The organism is Chitinophaga dinghuensis (assembly GCF_003259435.1).
Taxonomy (GTDB): Bacteria; Bacteroidota; Bacteroidia; order Chitinophagales; family Chitinophagaceae; genus Chitinophaga; species Chitinophaga dinghuensis.
In genome coordinates this window covers 606726-626205 of sequence record NZ_QLMA01000003.1, presented here as the reverse complement: position 1 = coordinate 626205, position 19480 = coordinate 606726, and the positions used below count along the sequence as shown (strand labels likewise).

The 19480-nt window shown below is 45.6% G+C and carries 14 protein-coding genes; 6 read left to right on the top strand and 8 right to left on the bottom strand.

Annotated elements, in window-relative coordinates; genetic code table 11:
* Window positions 1-24: 24 nt before the first annotated feature.
* The 3 genes from aroQ to ytxJ form a co-directional block, all read right to left on the bottom strand.
* Window positions 25-438 carry a type II 3-dehydroquinate dehydratase gene (aroQ, locus tag CLV59_RS11655; RefSeq protein ID WP_111592201.1) on the bottom strand — a complete coding sequence of 138 codons (414 nt, stop codon included), beginning with the start codon at window positions 436-438 and terminating at the stop codon, window positions 25-27.
* Between the two features lie 46 nt (window positions 439-484).
* On the bottom strand, window positions 485-1057 hold the full coding sequence (locus CLV59_RS11650; RefSeq protein WP_111592200.1) for a UbiX family flavin prenyltransferase: 573 nt from the start codon (window positions 1055-1057) through the stop codon (window positions 485-487).
* 94 nt (window positions 1058-1151) lie between these two features.
* Complete coding sequence (gene ytxJ, locus CLV59_RS11645; protein ID WP_111592199.1) at window positions 1152-1481, bottom strand: bacillithiol system redox-active protein YtxJ; 330 nt, start codon at window positions 1479-1481, stop codon at window positions 1152-1154.
* A 312-nt stretch (window positions 1482-1793) separates the two neighbouring features.
* On the opposite strand from ytxJ, the gene CLV59_RS11640 reads away from it, so the two are divergent.
* From CLV59_RS11640 to CLV59_RS11625, 4 genes are all read left to right on the top strand, one after another.
* Window positions 1794-3149, top strand: a complete 1356-nt coding sequence (locus tag CLV59_RS11640; protein ID WP_111592198.1) for a UDP-N-acetylmuramate--L-alanine ligase — start codon at window positions 1794-1796, stop codon at window positions 3147-3149.
* 33 nt (window positions 3150-3182) lie between these two features.
* Window positions 3183-3956 (top strand): 3'-5' exonuclease, encoded by a 774-nt coding sequence (locus CLV59_RS11635; RefSeq protein WP_111592197.1) that lies wholly within the window; start codon window positions 3183-3185, stop codon window positions 3954-3956.
* Between the two features lie 74 nt (window positions 3957-4030).
* Entirely contained in the window at window positions 4031-4771 is a 741-nt protein-coding gene (locus tag CLV59_RS11630; protein ID WP_111592196.1) for a polyprenol monophosphomannose synthase, read from the top strand.
* Window positions 4772-4846: 75 nt separating this feature from the next.
* Complete coding sequence (locus tag CLV59_RS11625) at window positions 4847-5734, top strand: DMT family transporter (protein WP_111592195.1); 888 nt, start codon at window positions 4847-4849, stop codon at window positions 5732-5734.
* 57 nt (window positions 5735-5791) lie between these two features.
* Here CLV59_RS11625 and CLV59_RS11620 read toward each other — a convergent pair whose 3' ends face one another.
* From CLV59_RS11620 to CLV59_RS11600, 5 genes are all read right to left on the bottom strand, one after another.
* Window positions 5792-8218: a M4 family metallopeptidase gene (locus CLV59_RS11620; protein ID WP_111592194.1), complete on the bottom strand. Its 2427-nt coding sequence runs from the start codon at window positions 8216-8218 to the stop codon at window positions 5792-5794.
* 137 nt (window positions 8219-8355) lie between these two features.
* Window positions 8356-9876 carry a SusD/RagB family nutrient-binding outer membrane lipoprotein gene (locus CLV59_RS11615; protein ID WP_111592193.1) on the bottom strand — a complete coding sequence of 507 codons (1521 nt, stop codon included), beginning with the start codon at window positions 9874-9876 and terminating at the stop codon, window positions 8356-8358.
* A 21-nt stretch (window positions 9877-9897) separates the two neighbouring features.
* Window positions 9898-13272 carry a SusC/RagA family TonB-linked outer membrane protein gene (locus tag CLV59_RS11610; protein WP_211323810.1) on the bottom strand — a complete coding sequence of 1125 codons (3375 nt, stop codon included), beginning with the start codon at window positions 13270-13272 and terminating at the stop codon, window positions 9898-9900.
* 270 nt (window positions 13273-13542) lie between these two features.
* Window positions 13543-14703, bottom strand: coding sequence for a FecR family protein (locus CLV59_RS11605; protein ID WP_111592192.1), 1161 nt, complete (start codon window positions 14701-14703; stop codon window positions 13543-13545).
* Window positions 14704-14792: 89 nt separating this feature from the next.
* Window positions 14793-15389 carry an RNA polymerase sigma factor gene (locus CLV59_RS11600; protein ID WP_170137716.1) on the bottom strand — a complete coding sequence of 199 codons (597 nt, stop codon included), beginning with the start codon at window positions 15387-15389 and terminating at the stop codon, window positions 14793-14795.
* Window positions 15390-15535: 146 nt separating this feature from the next.
* Here CLV59_RS11600 and CLV59_RS11595 point away from each other — a divergent pair, with 146 nt between their 5' ends.
* Window positions 15536-18382 carry an alpha/beta hydrolase family protein gene (locus CLV59_RS11595; RefSeq protein WP_111592190.1) on the top strand — a complete coding sequence of 949 codons (2847 nt, stop codon included), beginning with the start codon at window positions 15536-15538 and terminating at the stop codon, window positions 18380-18382.
* A 231-nt stretch (window positions 18383-18613) separates the two neighbouring features.
* Complete coding sequence (locus CLV59_RS11590; protein ID WP_111592189.1) at window positions 18614-19453, top strand: DUF6597 domain-containing transcriptional factor; 840 nt, start codon at window positions 18614-18616, stop codon at window positions 19451-19453.
* The last annotated feature ends 27 nt before the right edge of the window (window positions 19454-19480 follow it).

Here is a 19480-nt window from a genome sequence, read left to right as displayed (position 1 = left end):
CATTTCAATCATTTATGTAATCCTTTACAGGAAATATTCTACGCCCAGTTTATAGCCTTTCATCCCTAATCCACAGATGGAACCTACACATTTAGGCGCAATCAGGGAAGTATGTCTGAACTCTTCTCTGGCATATACATTACTGATATGCACTTCAATTACCGGGGTTTTAATACCGGCAATCGCATCACGGATAGCGACGGAAGTATGGGTGTAACCGCCAGCATTCAACAGAATACCATCTGCGGAAAAGCCCACCTGGTGGAGATAATTGATTAATTCCCCTTCCACGTTACTCTGGAAATAAGTAAAATTCACCTGTGGAAAAGCTTTTTTCAATGTTTCCAGGTATTCCTCGAAAGACTCATTGCCATATATGCCAGGTTCTCTTTTGCCGAGCAGGTTGAGATTCGGGCCATTTATAATTACGATCTGCATAAAATAAGTAAGAATAAAGATACGGGCACTAATATAGTTAATCCGCTTAACTATTGCTATCGCTGCCCCAGCGGTAGGTTTTTATCTCCACACCAGCCAGATCCAGGATACGGTCTACCACAGTATCTGCTACCTCTTCAATCGTTTTCGGGACACTGTAGAAAGAAGGAGTGGCAGGACAGATGATACCACCGGCTAGGGTTACCGCTTCCATGTTTCGTATATGCATCAGGTTATAAGGTGTTTCTCTTACCACACAGATGAGCTTACGTCTTTCTTTGAGTACCACATCGGCAGCACGGGTAATCAGATCGTTGGAGATGCCTGTCGCCACACGTCCGAGTGTGCCCATAGAGCAAGGACAGAGGATCATGGTATTGAAACGTCCGGAACCGGAAGCAAAGGGCGCATGGAAGTCCTGCTGACTATAAAATTTAAAGGGAATATCCTGGTAGTCGGTGTTATTTAGTTCTGTTTGCCATACTGTTTTGGCATTTTCCGTCATCACAACGGCCACTTCATCCAGCTGTTCCTGCGCATTGGCCAGCTTTTTCAGGAGCTGACGGGCATAAATGGAGCCACTGGCTCCAGTAACAGCTACAACTATACGATGCTTCATAGAACAAAGCTAGGTATTTTTGATGTTGTCTCCCTAAAAACTAATAAAGGTCCGCCATGGCGGACCTTTATCAATATCTTGTCACGAATATTATCTAGGCTATATGGTCTGCAATTTCTTCCATGCGGATGCCGTTATGGCTTTCATCATAGATACATTTACCGTTGCGGATGAGTAATATTTGCGGAGATTCATGAGGCACGCCATACATTGCCTCGATGGCATTAGATACAGACCTGTAAGAAATCAGATCCAGATAATAGAACGTTAACGCCTCAGGTACGACTGTTCGTTCCAGCCTCGATTTGGCCATGGAACTAATGGAACAGCGGGTACTGTGCTTGAAAATGGCGATTGTTTGCTCTGCAGATGCAGCATTGATTTGCTGCAATTGCTCCTCGTTGGTTAACGCTATCCAGTTCATTTTTGAATTAGCAATGCTTAATTTGATCTGCGTTATGCGTAGGCACCATCCCCATTCCTCTCATAGGGCAGCCCAGTTTCTGATGCGTCGCGCAGGATGTCATGAAAGCTGCAAAGATAAATAACATCGCGGTGCAGCCCAAAATTCTGTAGTAAGGTTTCATGATGGGAGTTTTAAATAAGTAAAACGAAATTTCACAGGAAATATGATACGATCTCTTTTTTAATCGTCTTTTGTAACGTTATTTTGCAAAGATAAAAAATACATTATAAAAAACAACACTATATATCTGGTAGTGACCTTAAAGACGCCATGACAAAAGTACATTTTATAGCGATTGGAGGAAGTGTAATGCACCAGTTAGCCATAGCCTTGAAAATCAAAGGGTATGAAGTGAGCGGCAGCGATGATGAGATCTTTGAGCCCGCCCTCTCCAACCTGAAGCAGGCCGGCATCCTCCCCCCTTCCACTGGATGGGACGCTACCAGAATCACTCCGGACCTGGATGCTGTTATCCTGGGCATGCATGCCCGGGCTGATAATCCTGAGTTACTCAAAGCTAAAGAACTAAACCTGAAAATCTATTCCTTCCCGGAATATATTTACCAGGAATCCCGCAATAAAACCCGTATAGCCATCGGCGGTAGTCATGGTAAAACTACTACCACTGCCATGGTAATGCATGTATTACAGCACAGCGGCAAGCAGTTCGACTACCTGGTGGGCGCAAAACTGGAAGGTTTCTCCCAGTCGGTCAACATCACCGACGCCCCGGTAATCGTATGTGAGGCAGATGAATACCCGGCTTCCGTGATCGAAAAACGGCCGAAATTCCATTTCCTGCATCCGCAAATTGCCGTATTGACAGGTATTGCATGGGATCATATCAACGTTTTCCCGACTTACGAGATATACAAAGAGCAGTTTGCCATCTTCCTGCGTACCATGGAAGCCGGCAGTGTACTGATCTATAACAGCAGCGATACGGAATTGTCTGAACTGGTAGCCCACGAGGGACGCCATCTCCGACTGATTCCTTATAATATGCCTATTCATATGATCAGCAATGGCGTCACCAGGGTGTACTTCGATGAAGGATTCGCTGACCTGGAAGTATTTGGCGGTCATAACCTGTTGAATATGCACGCTGCCAAACTGGTTTGCAATGAACTGGGGATCTCCGATGAAGAATTCCTGGCCGGCATTGCCAGCTTCAAAGGCGCCGCCAAACGCCTGGAATTGATCGCTAAAAATGAACGTAGCGCCATTTACCGCGATTTTGCCCATGCACCTTCCAAAGTGAAAGCCACTATGGAAGCGGTAAAACAACAATATCCCGACCGCAAACTGATTGCCGTACTGGAACTGCATACCTATAGCAGTCTGAATGCAGACTTTCTATCCGAATATGCAGGCGCCATGGACCCGGCAGATGTAGCGGGCGTCTTCTACAGCAAACATGCCCTCGAAATAAAACGAATGCCCGATCTGGACCCCGAATTGGTAAAAGCCCGCTTTGGCAGAAATGATCTGCATATCTTTACAGACCGCGCCGCCTTTGAAGCATTCCTTGAAGCACAAGAGTATCAGCATACCAACTTGTTGCTGATGAGCTCCGGTACTTATGATGGTATCGACTTCAACGGACTCTCCAGGCTGCTCGGATAATTTTACTAAAACAAAACAAATAATAAACAGACGATGTCTTCTCTGCTCCTCAAAAGGCCTCTGGCCGTTATTGATTTGGAAACCACAGGTACAAACGTGGCCACAGATCGTATCATTGAAATTGCTATCATTAAAGTATTTCCTGATAAAACAACCCAGTCCAAAGTTAAGCGTATTCACCCGGGAATGCCTATCCCCGCAGGATCTACAGCAATTCATGGTATCAGCGATGAAGATGTGAAAGATGCGCCTACCTTCAAGCAGGCTGCCAACGAACTCAAAATGTTCCTGGACAACTGCGACCTGGCAGGTTATAACTCCAACCGCTTCGACATTCCTTTACTGGTAGAGGAATTCCTCCGCGCAGAAATGGAATTCGATATCACTAAACGTAAATTTGTAGACGTACAACGCATCTTCCACCTGATGGAAAAACGTACCCTCAGCGCCGCCTACAAGTTCTACTGCGATAAAAACCTGGAAAATGCCCATAGCGCCGAAGCAGACGCCCTGGCTACCTACGAAATCCTGGAAGCCCAGCTCACCAGGTACGAACAGCTCCAGAACGATATCGATGCCCTCGCCACCTTCACCAAAGAAGAAGATTATGTGGATTTCGCGCGCAGAATTGTCATGCAGGGCGGACAGGAAGTATTCAACTTCGGAAAATACAAAGGAAAGCCAGTAAGAGAGGTCCTGAAAATCGAACCTCAGTACTACGACTGGATGATGAAAGCGGATTTCCCCCTGAATACAAAACAAAAACTCTCCGAGATTTATTATAATATGATGTTAAAAAAAATGTAATCTTCGGGTAGAACATCCTAACTTGCAGCCGAATTGAATTATTTTCGCAGTCCTAAAAAACACCATCTGCCGAATTGGAAAAGCTTGTCATCATACCTACGTACAATGAAAAGGACAACATCCAAAACATCATTGACGCTGTATTTTCCTTACAGCAGGATTTCCATATCCTGATAGTTGACGATGGTTCTCCGGATGGTACCGGCGCCATTGTAAAATCATTACAGGGTTCACATCCCAACGAACTCTTCCTGGAAGAACGTTCAGGTAAGCAGGGCTTGGGAACCGCATACATCCATGGATTTAAATGGGCTTTAGCCAAAGGCTATCGCTATATTTTTGAAATGGATGCCGACTTTTCCCATAACCCGAAAGACCTGATCCGTCTCTACGACGCTTGTGCCAAAGGTGGCGCAGACGTATCCGTAGGCTCCAGGTATGTGAAAGGTGGGAAAACTGAAAACTGGCCATGGGACAGAGCAGTGCTCTCCTATGGCGCCTCTATCTATGTAGGACTGATCACCTGGATGCCAGTGAAAGATCCGACTGCAGGTTTCGTTTGCTATAGCAGCGCAGTACTGGAAGCCATTAACCTGGACCAGATCCAGTTTGTAGGCTATGCATTCCAGATAGAAATGAAGTTTACTGCCTGGAAACTGGGCTTCAAAATTGCTGAAGTACCTATCACATTTAAGGATCGTAAGGAAGGCTATTCCAAAATGAGTAAAGGCATTGTAAAAGAGGGTATCCTCGGTGTCCTGAAAATTCAATGGCAAAGTCTCTTTCGCAAGTATAAGAAACGAGTAAGAAACTAAGCATACCGTCTACGGACGGTATGCCCCTCTCCGGGAACCATCTTCGCTGTGCAAATCCGCCCTGGGCGGTTTATCATGAAAAAAGCTTTTATAGAATTACACCTCTCAGTATTCCTGGCAGGTTTTACCGGCATTCTGGGTAAATTAATTACCCTCAATGAGGGAATGCTGGTTTGGTATCGCCTCTTCATCACCGTTATCACCATGTTCTTCCTCTTCCGCTACCAGGGAACGTTGAAAAAACTTTCCTGGAAGGATATTCTGCCAATTGGCAGTACAGGAGTGGTAGTAGCATTACACTGGCTGTTCTTTTATGGCAGTATCAAATATGCAAACGTATCCATCGCGGTAGTCTGCTTCAGTTTGACCAGCCTTTTCACCGCCATCTTTGATCCACTGATCAACAGACGCCGCTTCGATACAGTGGAAATGCTACTCAGCCTGCTCACGCTGGGCGGGATTTTACTGATCTTCCATTTCGATACCCAATACCGAACCGGTATCATATTGGGCATTATCTCGGCCATGTTTGCGGCCTTATTCACTGTATTCAATAAGCGACTGATCAAACGGTTCGATACTAAAACCATCACTTTTTACGAGCTCTCTACAGGATTGGCTGTACTGACGCTGTTTGCGCCAATATATCTCCATATGTTCCCTGTAACGAGCCTCCTCCCTGGCACGATGGACTGGGTATACCTACTCATCCTGTCATGGGCTTGTACCATCTGTATGTACCTCCTGAGTATGAGCGCGCTGACAAAGATTTCTCCGTTTACAGTAAACCTCTGCTTCAACCTGGAACCTGTATATAGCATCGTGATGGCATTTGTGATCTTTCATGAAAATAAATACCTGAATCCCGCTTTTTATGGGGGCCTCGCCTGTATAATACTGTCTGTAATTCTTCAAATGATAAGAGTTACCTGGCAACATAAAAAATTAAAGGCAACTGCCTGATAAACAAAAAAGGCCGTCTCTTCTAAGTAGAGACGGCCTTTTCATTTGACTGTTATGTTAACGCTGCCCTATCAGCAACGGTTGTCTCTCCTTGGTATTATCATATTCTATTTCGATATAGTACATACCTGACCGTAATCCTCCCACGTTTAACTGGGCAGTATTCACACCTGTATATTTCTGTTGCCGTACCCGGTTACCCATCTGATCATATATACTGATAACATTGATACGCGCCTGCGCATTATTGGCCTTTGCCAGCGCCTGATCGGTATGCTGACTCACCATAATATTGTTCACAGCTGGATTCGGCGATACATTAAATAACAAGGTTCTTGGGCAAGGACTATATACCGTTACGCCGTCCTGAATATTTTCACCGCAGGCATTTTTCGCTGTAATGGTAATACCGCCGCCGCCATATACGCTCACATAAGAACTTCCGCCAGAAGGACTATAAATGTTGATAGTACTACCAGAAGAAGCATTGGAAGTCCAGTTATAATTCGTAAGTGGCATATTCGGGGAAGTGGTAATCAGCCAATCCTGCCAGCCACTTCTGCAAGTTCCGTTCTGGCTGGAAGACAAGCCCATACTAATCACAGTAGTCACTGCCTTGGTAGCCAGAATACAATTAGGCAAACTGGCCGTCAGGGTGAAGTTACCTTGCGTTACTTTAGTTAATGATACACTATTACCAGAAGGTACCACATTTACGATACCCGCCGGAGATACGCTCCAGGTAACCGTTTGGCCAGCAGGAACCCCACTCACGGTGTAAGTAGTTGTTCCGCAGAAAGCATTACTACCGGAAATGGACAAGGATATTGTGGTAAAAGGAGTACCTACCCCAACTGCATACCAGGCATCTATTACCGCCTTTACCTGACAGCTGCCGGTTCCATATAATTCCGTAGCCGCGGCAACCATGGCTGTTCTTGCATCTGCATAGGTGCTATTCGCCTGTAATTTAAGGGTAGATTGCGCATTCCATACAATATCAGATGCCACCGTAATACCCTGTCCCAAAACACCATAAGCATTTCCCAGATCATTGGTACCACTTCCCCCCTGGCTCAACAGATAAAACCAGTGGCTGAATACAGTACTGTTCTTATGTACTTCATTGTTGTAATCCCAGTTGGTACCATGGTAGGTATCAGGATATCCGACCTGTTTAGGATTCTGCATATTACGCAGGCAAGGTTGCCCATTCTTCATAATTTCATCGCCTATCGTCCAGGTGGATTTATAAGTGTTTGACCACGACTTAATGGTAGCAGCCCAAATGTCGCTGAGCCCTTCATTTAATGCGCCGGTTTCACCTCCTCCATTCAATACGGCAGTATATTGTGTTATACCATGCGCGATCTCATGTGCAACCACATCAAGCGATACAACTGCTTTAAAAGAGGTGGTACCATCCCCATAAGTCATACGACGATAAGCACTACTCCAGAAAGCATTATCATTATTTCCATACCCCATTCCAATCAGATTGGCATGTACATAACCTTGTAAAGCGGTGCCACTGTTATCAAAACTATTCCAGTTACGGATGGAAGCCCAGTAATCAAAAACCTTCTCAGTTCCCCAATGTACATCGTTACCTGCTTCTGCTGTATACCAGTATTGGGTAGTGCCGGTAAAATCAGTATTCGTATACGCGGTACCGTTATTCATGTTAAATGTTTGAATAGCCGCCGTTTTACCATTAGTGGTACGGGTTTCCTGCAACCGGTACAAGTTGGTACCGTAATTATCCATCGTGATGGCATTGTAACCGCTGTATAAAGTCTGTACCCCGCCTGCTACATTTGTATGCATTATCAGAGATACTTTCTTGAATACCCTGCCAGTGCCGGCATCCACGTATATTTCCAGCTCCTGATAAGGCTGTAGCGCAGACACAAAAAATTTGTACGCCAAACGGTATTTGTGCGTGATGCTGTCATCTTTGACGATGAGCAGCTCTCCTTTAGGATACAAGGAGGCATTAGGATCATGGTTGACTTCACGATACCTGGCCACCGCATCGGGGTCCTGCCAGCCGTATTTTACGGCGTTTACAGTGCCCAATGCAGTAGTGAGGGCGGTGGTCTCATCGATACTTACATCCAGACTCACCTTGCCTACAGTGGCAACTTTACCATTGGCGGCCTCTATTAGACCATCTTTCTCATGTACGGCATAAGTACCTTCCGCTACTTTATAGCCTTTGTAATACTGCTGAAACAGGCGGTGATTACGGCCATTACTGCCTGTAATATTACGCACCGGACGCAGCGTGTCATCTGCGGTGAGTTTCAATGCTGATTTCATAAATCCATAGGCATCGGCGGCAGCCACCGGACGTTGTTTCACATCCAGTTGTATATAATTCACCTGGCCATTGGAAGAAGTATCTGACTGTAATACATGCTGGGCCCGTAATTGCAGTTGTATGAGCAACAGACATACAGATAGGGTAAATTTCATTTTCATAAGGGGAGATTTATAATTATGGATTAACGGATGCAACAATTATAATATCCCAGACTGCCAGCAGCCAGCAGTCGCACAAAAAAAACGGGCCGGCCCCAATGGTGGACCAGCCCGATTTTCAGCATGATAAGTTAAGCTTATTTAATCAGCCACATCTTATCATTTTGCGTATCAGAACCATTGTACTGGCGCTTCAACGCATCTTGCAAATTCTTGTTGTTGGTATCATATTCTGATGATGGATACTTCCATCTTACAGGAATCATCTTGGAGTTCTTATTGGCAGGCCCCACTTCAAAAGTAGGGATACCAGTACGACGATTCTGGAAGAATGCCTGTCTGCCGGAGTTTTGGAAAAACGCAACATATTTCTGTATCAGAATTTGTTGCAGACCAGCCGCTGTATTGCCTCCATAGGTATTAACCGGATTAGCGATAAATGCATCCTGCGTAGCAGCTGCAATATTATAGAACGCCATATTCGCACGGATACCTGCATTATAATAAGTAGCGGCATCTCCGCCTACCCATCCTCTGTTAATGGCTTCCGCAATGGTAAAATTCACTTCGGCAGCGCCCAGCTGTATGCATGGAACGCCCGCTGGAGTTGCTTCCCAGAAGTCGTAATTCAACTGGGAAAATTTGCCGGCTGTAGCCAGGTCTTTCAACTCCGACTGTATCATACCTACAGAACCGCCGCGGAAAGAAGTGAACTTCGTAGCGTATAAAGGATCGCCGCTTTTCTTCGCTGAATCGGTAGGTAAAGCCATTACAAACAGTCGCGGATCAGCCGTTTGTTTTAATATTTCAACAATGGTAGACGCGAGGTTATTGTTGATGTCATTTTTAATTACAATACCGTCTGCAGGCCATAGCGGATAGTTATTATCACGGGCATTGCTGTTGTAAACCAATTGCAGATTATCCTGGTTTGTCAGGATCAGCGGGTACTTGGAGGGATTGCCAATGATGTCAGCAAACTGCTCTTTGATTTTCAGGTCTGCATTATCATCTACTCTTTTACTAAGACTCATTAATACACGCAGTCGGAATGAGTTTACGAGTTTCTGCCATTTAGAAAGATCTCCTTTGTAGTAGAAATCTCCTTCAACTTTTACGTTGGCCGCTACAAGCGCCGTCAGTTCTGTATTAACAGTATCCAGCAATTGCAGGCAGTTACGATACACCTCTTTCTGTTCATCATACTTAGGGGTAAAGTTATCGTTGCTGATGCCTTTAATGGCGTCAGACATAGGAATATCGCCATACATTTCTGAAGCCCGAACCAGGAACCATGCTTTGAAGAATTTCGCCAGTGGCAGATAGCCTTTGGCTACATCGCCGCCTTTAATAGCTTCGATGGTCATTTGGTTCGCGTCGCGCAAGCGATCAAAGGCACTGAAACTCTCCCCGCTGGTGGTCCAGTCATAAGGCTGACCATAATAATAGGAGTTGTTTTGTGTAGCATACTGATTATGGCGTTGCACATCATTCCAGGGACCATCTTTCATATTGATCAAAAGTCCTGTGAGCAATAGTTTCGGGCTACCGTCATAAACTGCGGAAGGATCTTTTTGTAACGTGGCTACTTTTTCACATCCCCATAAACTGCTTGCCAGTGCCGCACCTAATATATATCTTGAAATTACAGCTTTCATTTTCTTGTTCGTTTAATAAGATCAGAAGGACAGGTTAATATTCACACCATAGCTTTTCACAGAAGGCGTCTGGAAGCCTGCATTATCAGTGGTATACTGATCCAGCTCTATGTTCTTATTGTATTTGCTGGTGAAGTACAGGAGGTTACGACCCACCAGGGAAATGCTGGCATTCGTGAATATATTGGTACGTTTTAATGTAGCCGCCGGTATGCGGTAAGTCAGAATTACTTCACGCAGTTTGGCGAAAGTAGCACTGTGTACCAGACTTCTGTCTGCCGTATAATAATCTGTCGCCCAGTCTCTCCACAATACAGGTACATCATTTGGCGCATATTTACGATCATCGGAAATGATATTACCATCTCTGTCGGTATTGAGTTTACCGGAAACTACTTTCTGACCGTTGGTCATAACAGTACCTTCCCAGTTTGGATCATCGCGGTGCATCCAATCCTGATAACGATAGCTGCTCGCCGATGCAGGAGCAGTACCAGAGCGCCATTGATAACCATCAACATAATTATTAATCAGACCGCCAAAACGGCCATCTACCTGGATACTCAGCAAGAAATTCTTATAGCGGAAGGTGTTATTCACGCCCATCATGAAATTATTACGCTCATATCCAATCTTTGTCTGGAACGGATTATATAAAGGCAAACCATCATTACCCACGAGGATCTGACCATCTTTATCCCGCTGAAAATCGGTGATATAGTAACCATCTGCACGATCGCCTACTTTGATCATGCCGGTACGTGTCTGGATACCATCGATTTCTTTCAGCCAGCGTTGGTTAGTTGACCAGTTCACCATTACATCCCAGGAGAAATCCTTTTTACGTATAGGCGCTCCAGTGAGTGTTACCTCACCACCTTTACGGATATACGTATTTGCATTACGTTGAATAGTAGAAACGCCAGAAGCAGAAGACACGGTCACATTCACGATACCAGGACCTTCCACATTACGGTAATAAGCGACGTCGAAGCCCAGTCTGTTACCGAAGAAACTACCTTCCAGACCTACTTCATTTGTTTTTACGCGGCTAGGCAGAATGTCAGGGTTATAACGGGTACCTGTATACGTAATACCTACGTTATTATCCCAACGGGTACCTATGGTATTATAGTTGGCCAGCAGCTTATAGATATCATAGTTGTCCGTACCTGTAACCAGGTCTCCTGCTACGTTTGCATAAGCGCCACGAAGTTTTAACATAGACACGTAGTCCGGCATATGAAACATTTCAGACAGCATAAAGCTGAGGGAAGCCGATGGGTAGAAGTACGTGTTATTTTTTACAGGCATAGTGGAAGAACGGTCGAAACGGCCGGTCAGACTGAGGAATATCATGCTGCGCCAGTCCATATCAATGAAGCCGTAACCACTCGCCACCTGACGTTTTGCATAATCGTTCACTGGAGAATTCTGTTCTTTGGAGTTGCCCAGGTCATATACGCCTGGAGTAATCAAACCTCCTTTGGTAGCGCCACTTAAGCTACTTACTTTCACGGTACGGAGGTTGGCGAGCAATGATCCGGTAAAGCTGAAATCTTTACTGAACTTGTCTTTATAAGTAAATCCGCCTTCGGTGTTATTTTCCCAGAAATAATCATAAAGCTCACGGTAACCGCCTACACGACGATAGGGTTCGTAGAAGTCGGCCGAGATAGGATAACGCCATGCCTGATGACGGTTCCAGGTGCTCACATTAGAGCGCACTTTGAAATCCAGTTTCTTGCTGATATGATATTGTAGCTGTAAGTGGCCGTAGATATCATCTTTGTAATAAGAGTGCGTGGCCTCATTGGCGATCAGCCATGGGTTGTTATAGATGGTGTATTCGCGGTTATACTGCTGTACATTCTCTTTACCAGGTTGCCAGTAGTTACGCAGATCGTTGATATCATAATCTACGCCGCCCCATACGGTGATCAGATAGATAAGGCTGCCGGGGCCATAGCCCAGGCTCGGATAGTTAGGCGTATATTGTTTGCTATAGTTGATTGCTCCATCTACGCGCAGTTTTTCTCCGATATTGATTCCGCCGTTGAAATTTACGCTGGTACTTCCATACTTGGTATTAGGAACCTGTCCGCGCTGTGCCACCTGAGAAAAGGAGATACGCATATCGCCTTTGTCATTAGCTGTGGAGATAGCCACATTGTTGGTGCTGAGTAAGCCGTTGCGGAGATAGTTGGTGAGGTTATTTTTACCGCGTGCCAACCATGGAATAGGCGTCAACTGGCCAGTAACAGGATCTTTAGGGCTGTTATACTGGGTAATAGGCTGTCCTTCGAAGCGAGGGCCCCAGATATTGTAATCGGCATCATTGATACCGCCACCACGGCCATCTTTGAAGGCATACTTAAAATCATCGCCAGGACCGTATTCTGTCTGGTATTTAGGGATAGAGTTATAACCTGCTTGCAGTTGTGTGCTGGAGTTAAAGTCTACCTGAAAACCTTTTTTATTACTCTTTGCTCTTTTGGTAGAAATCAGGATAGCGCCATTCTGGCCACGCTGGCCGTATAACGCCGCGGCATTGGCTCCTTTCAGCACAGAATAAGACTCAATATCATCTGCGTTTAGGTTCCAGGAGTCGGTACTAATAGGTACCCCGTCTACTACCACTAATACGTTGGTACGTCCGCGTAATTCAATACCCGGATCACCGAACAGGTTTGGACTTGGCGTTATTACCAGGCCGGCTACCTTACCGGTAAGACCACTCACCGCATTGGATTCGCGGGCTTTGGTAAGATCCTCTCCTTTTACTTCCTGGATAGAATAACCCAGGGCTTTTTTCTCCTTTTTAATACCTAATGCCGTCACTACATATTCTGTAAGCGCCGTATTACCTGCTTTCAGGGCGATGTTGAGCGGACCGCCGCCAGCAGCGACAGTTATCTCTTTTGGTTCAAACCCCATGAAAGACACCACCAGCACCGTATTTTCAGGGGCGGCGATATGGAAGGAACCGTCCGTAGCTGTTACTACTCCTTTGGTGGTTCCTTTAATCATGATGGTGGCGCCCGGAATCGGACTGCCGTTTTCATCGGTGATCACACCTTTCACATCGATTGGCGGAACAGCCATGGCAGCGGATAGCGTGGCTGCCGCAGGCGGCTGTATTTTGATCACCACTGTCTTATCCAGAATAGTATAATTCAAAGGCTGGTCTTCCAGACATTTGACCAGCACATCTTTCAGTGCCGCGTCTTTCATATCCAGGGACACGCGTTTGCCGGCAGACAGTACCTTATTGGTGTACAGGAAATCATAGCCTGTCTGTTTGCTGATTTCACGAAATACCTCCCGCAGCGTGGCATTATTCTTCGTGATATTAATTTTACTCTGCGAAAAGCCTGCTGCATGGACTTGCAGCATACATGCTAATATTAAAAAGGTGTTCAGTTGCATCACACGAATGATTGTGATCTGGCAAAGGCTACGCCTACGCATACCTTTGATTAGAGTGCGTAAATACATACTTTTGTTACTGTTTGGAAGTGTTGAATACGTTCTGTCGGATGTTGCAGGCATTATTTCAAACTCGCCGGGGGTGCTGCTACACCTCCGGTTTTTTTATAATGCCAATGGTTGTTAGTTGCTTTTCATAAGTTTCTTCAGTTTTTGGTTGACGAAAAAATAGATAGTTTATTTTCCTACACTGACGGTTTTCTCCTCGATAGAAAAGTTAGCTTCGCCCGTAAACGTCAGCATTTTAAGCACTTTCGAAATATTTACAGACCTGCTGATAGTACCATTCAGGCGCATATTAAGTGAATCGCGAAAAGTCACATGTACATCATACCAGCGTTCCAGCTGGCGCATAGCGGTATGGATATCGGTATTATTAAAATAGAATCTTTCATTTTTCCAGGCCAGGGCTTCTTCCAGGTCGGCGTTGGAGATATCAATAACTTCTTTGCCTGCAGGTATATTCGCCTGCTGACCAGGTTTCAGGACTACTTGTTTATGTTCATGGCTAACCGCCAGGGCGCCTTCCACCAGTGTGGCTGTCAACCTGGATTCATCCTGATATGCCATTACGTTGAAACTGGTTCCTAACACTTTCAATTCGGTATTATTAACCGCCACGATAAAAGGATGTTTTACATCTTTGGCGATTTCGAAGTAGGCTTCGCCTGTGAGCAATACCTTTCTTTCTGCCCCGAAGGCTAGTGGAAAACGTAGGGTAGATGCGGAGTTCAGCCAGATTTTACTACCATCCGGCAGGATGAGGGCATAGGTTCCTCCTTTCGGTACACTGAGGGTATTAAACTGCTGTTCACCGGTATTATTCGCGCCTTTATAGGCCAGTTGGCCATTATGTTGCTTACTGACGCTGGTACCTCCTTCCTGTGCCAGCAGGCCGTTGGCCGCGCTGTCCAACGAAATAACAGAACCGTCTGCCAGCGTGAGCATGGCCTTATTGCCACCAGGCGCCACATCATGTACTGCAATAGCTTCTGGGGAAGCAACAATGGATTTAACGGGCCGGTATTTGAAATATCCCACGCCAATCGACACCAGCAACAATAGAGCGGCTGCAGCAGCCACCCATGGCCGGTAACGAATGACGCGTTTTGGCGGAGGAGAGAATTGTGAGGTAAGGGCTTCGAAACGTTGATCCCAATGGGCAGCATCATCTGGCATATCGGCTTCCAGGCGCTCCCAATGGTCGCGCAGGATAGCTGCGAAATGCACATTCTCCGGGTCTTCCTCTACCCATTGCAGTAATTGCTGCAGTTCTTCACGAGTACAGGTATTATCCAGATATTTTTCTACAATATGATTCCATCTTGCCTTGGGCATAGTTTCGTTGTTCACTGTAAGATGCTCTTATAAGTAATGACGACAGAATTAACCGGTATAACTATTCTACCGAAAAAAAAATTTTATGGCTAGATACGGCTGATGATAAAAGCGATAAATGCAGTACTTCCCAGATCCAGGTTTTTCACCAGGTAATTTCTTATAAACTGTTGAGATGTAACGATATGGTTGTTGACAGTATTCCTGGAAATATGTAACATATCCGCTATTTGGTCGTGAGACAGCCCGTGCTCGCGACTCAGTAGATACACTTGTTTACGTTTTGGCGGCAGCAGTTCCATCGCCTCCCGCAACCGTTCCTCATAGTCGCGCAACAGCAACCGCGTATCGGCATGTACATCGCTGGCCGGCTGGAGTTCTTCCCATACGGCCTGCTCCAACTCCGGCGTACGGGCGGCAGCCCGGAGAAAATCCACCGATTTATTGTAGGCTACCTTAAAGAGAAATCCGTCAATATTATCCACCAGTCGCAATAAATCCCTCCCCTGCCAGATACGCATAAAGACGTCCATCACAATTTCTTCTGCCACCTCGCGCGACTTCACCATATGCAAAATAAATGCATATAATTTTTTCCGGTTGGTATCAAAAAAAACCCTGAAAGCCTTTGCATCTCCGGTAGAGATACCCAACAATAACTCTGTATCCGTTGTGGCGTTGTTCATTGGTTCGGGGGAACTTTTGGCCAAAACTATTGAAAATGCCCCGGCTTTCCATGAAGCCGCGACGACGTTCATCCATTTTTTTTATGAAGACACCAGTTCTGTTTTGTAATTTCAGCCCGTTTAACTAAAGTCTATTATTGGCGCTTATGAGAAAATTAATGCTGGGCTCCTTTTTAATGGGATCTGCCCTTATGACCTATGCGCAACAACCATCCAAAAAACCGCTGGATCACAGCGTGTACGATGGATGGGAATCTGCCGGAGCAAAAGTTATCAGTAACGACGGACAATGGATTGCCTATACCATTAATCCGCAGGAAGGTGATGGTCGCCTGATCATCCATGATCGTAAAACAGGGAAAGATATCATCATTCCCCGTGGTAATATGCCAGTGATCACCGAAGATTCCAAATTCGTGATCGCAGCCATCAAACCACTGTTCAAGGATACCAGGGAGGCTAAAATTAAGAAAAAGAAAGGGCCTGAAATGCCCAAGGATTCTATGGCCATCGTCAACCTGACCACTGGGCAACTGGTGAAAATGGCTAATGTAAAATCCTTTAAAACGCCTCAAAAAGGCAACGGATTACTGGCATTCCTCACAGAAGCGCCTACTCCTGCAGCAGACAGCTCCAAAGGCAAGGTAGCCAAGCATGTCAAAAAAGATGCAGACGCCGATGACGATGATAAACCAGGCGGCGATAAAAGCGAAAATGGTATACTCATTATCCGTCAACTGCTGACCGGACAACAAGATACCATCAAGAACGCCGGCGCCTATGCCATCAGCAAACCAGGCAACAACTTACTGGTAGCTATCAACAGCGATAAAAAAGATTCTCTCTCCAGAACAGGCGTTTTATTGTGGCATAATGCCACCCGTAAAGCTGACACCCTGAGCAGAGGATACGGCGATTACAAACAATTCGCATTCGATGATAAAGGAGAACAAGCCGCTTACTTCGCTACCCGCGACAGCGCCAAATCCCTCCAGCAATTCTATGCCCTGTATTATTTCAAACCAGGCATGGACAGCGCAAACATCGCAGTAGAAAAAAGCAACAGCGCCATCCCTACCAAATGGACAGTTAGCCAACATAGCAACATTTCCTTCAGCAAAGACAATCAACGTATCTTCTTCGGTACCGCACCGGTACTGCCAGTAAAGGATACCAATATTGTTGATTTCGAAGTGGCAAAACTGGATATCTGGAACTATAAAGATGATTACCTGCAACCCATGCAGTTGAAAAATGCCGACAAAGAACTGAAAAGAAACTATGCCGCCGTATACTATCCTGCCAGCAAACGCATGATACAACTGGGCGACAAAGATCTTGAAACAGTGATCCCCGCAGATCAGGGCAACAGCAACTTTGCACTGGGCTATACCGATAAAGGAGAACGTGTACAAATGCAATGGGTAGGCCGTACCCTGAAAACAGCTTATCTCGTTAATGTGACCGATGGTAGCAGAAAAGAGATTAAAAGCAAACTCGATGGCATGTACTCCATTTCTCCGAAAGGAAAATATACCATCTGGTATGATCTGCAAGGACAACACTGGTGGGCTTACAATAACGAAACCGGTAAACTCGCAGATATCAGCAAAAATGTACCTGTGAAAGTCTATGATGAAGAAGACGATCATCCGGATTCTCCAGAAGCATACGGACTTGCAGGCTGGATGGAAAATGACAGTCATGTACTGATCTATGACCGTTACGATATATGGCAGCTGGACCCTTCCGGAGAAAAAGCGCCAGTAAATATCACCAGCAGTTATGGCCGTCAACACGGTATCCGTTTCCGCATGGTTCGCCTGGATGAAGAAGAGCGCTTCCTGAAACCAGGACAGACCCGCATCCTCACCGCCTTCTCCGACACCACCAAATACAATGGCTACTTCTCTCTGCAGTTGCCTGGTGCAAAAGGAAAAGCAGCGCAACCAAAAGAGATCGTATTGACTCCTAACAGCTACACAGATCTGGCAAAAGCTAAAAATGCTGACGTATATACTTTTGTAAAAGCCAGCTATGTAAACTCTCCCAACATCTTTGCAGGAGCTGATATCAGCAAAGCAGAGCAACTGAGCAATACCAATCCTCAGCAGAAAGATTTCAATTGGGGTACTGCCGAATTATACAAGTGGACTACTTTCAGCGGCAAAAAAGCAGAAGGTATCCTCTACAAACCGGAAGATTTCAATCCAAACAAAAAATATCCTGTTATCTTCTATTTCTATGAGAAGCTGACAGATGGCCTGTATGGCTACAATCCACCCGCTCCTACCCCTTCCCGCCTGAATATTAGCTTCTTTGTAAGTCGCGGTTACCTGGTCTTCGCACCAGATATCACTTACGAAGATGGTTATCCAGGCAAGAGCGCATATGATTATATCGTAAGTGCTGCGGAAGATATGGCCAAACAGCCATACGTAGACGGTAAACATATGGGTATCCAGGGCCAGAGCTGGGGCGGTTATCAGGTTGCTTATCTGATTACCCAAACCAACATCTTTGCGGCTGCATGGGCAGGTGCGCCAGTAGCCAACATGACCAGCGCTTATGGCGGTATCCGTTGGGAAAGTGGTATGAACAGACAGTTCCAGTATGAGAGAAGCCAAAGCCGTATCGGCGCTACCCTCTGGGAAAAACAAGATCTGTACATACAGAACTCACCGCTGTTCTCCTTGCCTAAAGTGAATACTCCTATCACCATCATGGCCAATGACGCCGACGGGGCAGTACCTTGGTATCAGGGTATTGAAATGTTCACCGGGCTGCGCAGACTGGGTAAACCGGTTTGGATGCTGAACTACAACAATGAAGCACATAACCTGGTACAGCGTCAGAACCGTAAAGATATCTCCCGCAGAGAACAACAGTTCTTCGACCATTTCCTGAAAGGCGCGCCAGCTCCTGAATGGATGGAATCAGGCGTTCCCGCTACAGAGAAAGGTATTAACTGGGGCTTTGAACTCACGAAATAAAATTCCTTTAGCTTAAAATAATAAAGCCGGCACTACCAGATAGCGCCGGCTTTATTATTTTGGCATTCTTCGGTTACACATTATCGAACTCATCCATATTACAAAACACTTCACATGTAATAAAAAAATAATAATTATATATTTTTTAACATATATTTACCCTGCCGACTTACCCTAGGTAAGCCTGGGCCTATGCTAGTAATATCCTATTAAACCAGAAACATCGTGCCTATGAACTTCCATATTTTCCAACCGGAAGACGCATTGCGTCCCTATGTTAAGCAGTATTACTATTGGGAAGACAATACCCGTGGCATTATTCAGTTACCACAAAGCTTATTTGCCCTTGGCGACCAGTACATGGCCTTTATCCAGCAGGGCGAAGCCACGGTGAAGCCAACCAACCATCCCGCTTATACGCTCCCAGCCAACTCAGTAATTGGGCATTTTACCTGCGCTTGTCAGTTGCAGGTGAAAGGACCCGTAAAAATTGTGATTGTACAGCTGAATGCTTACGGCTGTTACAAATTGCTGGGAATTGACATGCCTTCTTTTACCAATTATTTCCGCAATCTGGATACCTGCTCCACTAACATGTGGCAGGACCTGGCGGCTAATCTGGCAACTGCGCGGCAGCCAGACGGTATTATTTCAATGCTGAACAGCGCCTATCGTAATTGCCTGGAAGCGGGAAGTCGCTCTCTCCGCCAGGTAGATGAGATGGTTGATTACCTGGTAGCCCGAAAAGGAAACGTAGGCCTGGAAGAGCTGGCGCATATATTTCATTTGTCGCGCCCCACTATGGAGCGTGTATTCACTACCGTTACCGGGTTACCGCCCCAGCTGTTTACCCGCATGGTGCGATTCAAGACAGCTTTGAAATCTTTACAACAGATGAATTTCCCACAGTGGCAGGTAAATATGTCCAGGAATAATTATTATAATCAGGCCATGTTTGTAAAGGATTATCTCTTGTTCAACGGGGATCTTCCGGATTATTTTGAGCCTGTAGCCACCACTATTGCACATATGCATACCGGTAACCGACTACAGGTAGCCGTTGCCAGTTGATAATTTATAACGTAAATTGGGCCTTCG

Coding starts and splice junctions, on each gene's coding strand:
- CLV59_RS11625 (WP_111592195.1), top strand. CDS start 4,847: ATGAAAAAAGCTTTTATAGAATTACACCTCTCAGTATTCCTGGCAGGT.
- CLV59_RS11640 (WP_111592198.1), top strand. CDS start 1,794: ATGACAAAAGTACATTTTATAGCGATTGGAGGAAGTGTAATGCACCAG.
- CLV59_RS11590 (WP_111592189.1), top strand. CDS start 18,614: ATGAACTTCCATATTTTCCAACCGGAAGACGCATTGCGTCCCTATGTT.
- CLV59_RS11605 (WP_111592192.1), bottom strand. CDS start 14,703: ATGCCCAAGGCAAGATGGAATCATATTGTAGAAAAATATCTGGATAAT.
- CLV59_RS11635 (WP_111592197.1), top strand. CDS start 3,183: ATGTCTTCTCTGCTCCTCAAAAGGCCTCTGGCCGTTATTGATTTGGAA.
- aroQ (WP_111592201.1), bottom strand. CDS start 438: ATGCAGATCGTAATTATAAATGGCCCGAATCTCAACCTGCTCGGCAAA.
- CLV59_RS11620 (WP_111592194.1), bottom strand. CDS start 8,218: ATGAAAATGAAATTTACCCTATCTGTATGTCTGTTGCTCATACAACTG.
- CLV59_RS11600 (WP_170137716.1), bottom strand. CDS start 15,389: ATGAACAACGCCACAACGGATACAGAGTTATTGTTGGGTATCTCTACC.
- CLV59_RS11650 (WP_111592200.1), bottom strand. CDS start 1,057: ATGAAGCATCGTATAGTTGTAGCTGTTACTGGAGCCAGTGGCTCCATT.
- CLV59_RS11610 (WP_211323810.1), bottom strand. CDS start 13,272: ATGCTGCAAGTCCATGCAGCAGGCTTTTCGCAGAGTAAAATTAATATC.
- CLV59_RS11615 (WP_111592193.1), bottom strand. CDS start 9,876: ATGAAAGCTGTAATTTCAAGATATATATTAGGTGCGGCACTGGCAAGC.
- CLV59_RS11595 (WP_111592190.1), top strand. CDS start 15,536: ATGAGAAAATTAATGCTGGGCTCCTTTTTAATGGGATCTGCCCTTATG.
- ytxJ (WP_111592199.1), bottom strand. CDS start 1,481: ATGAACTGGATAGCGTTAACCAACGAGGAGCAATTGCAGCAAATCAAT.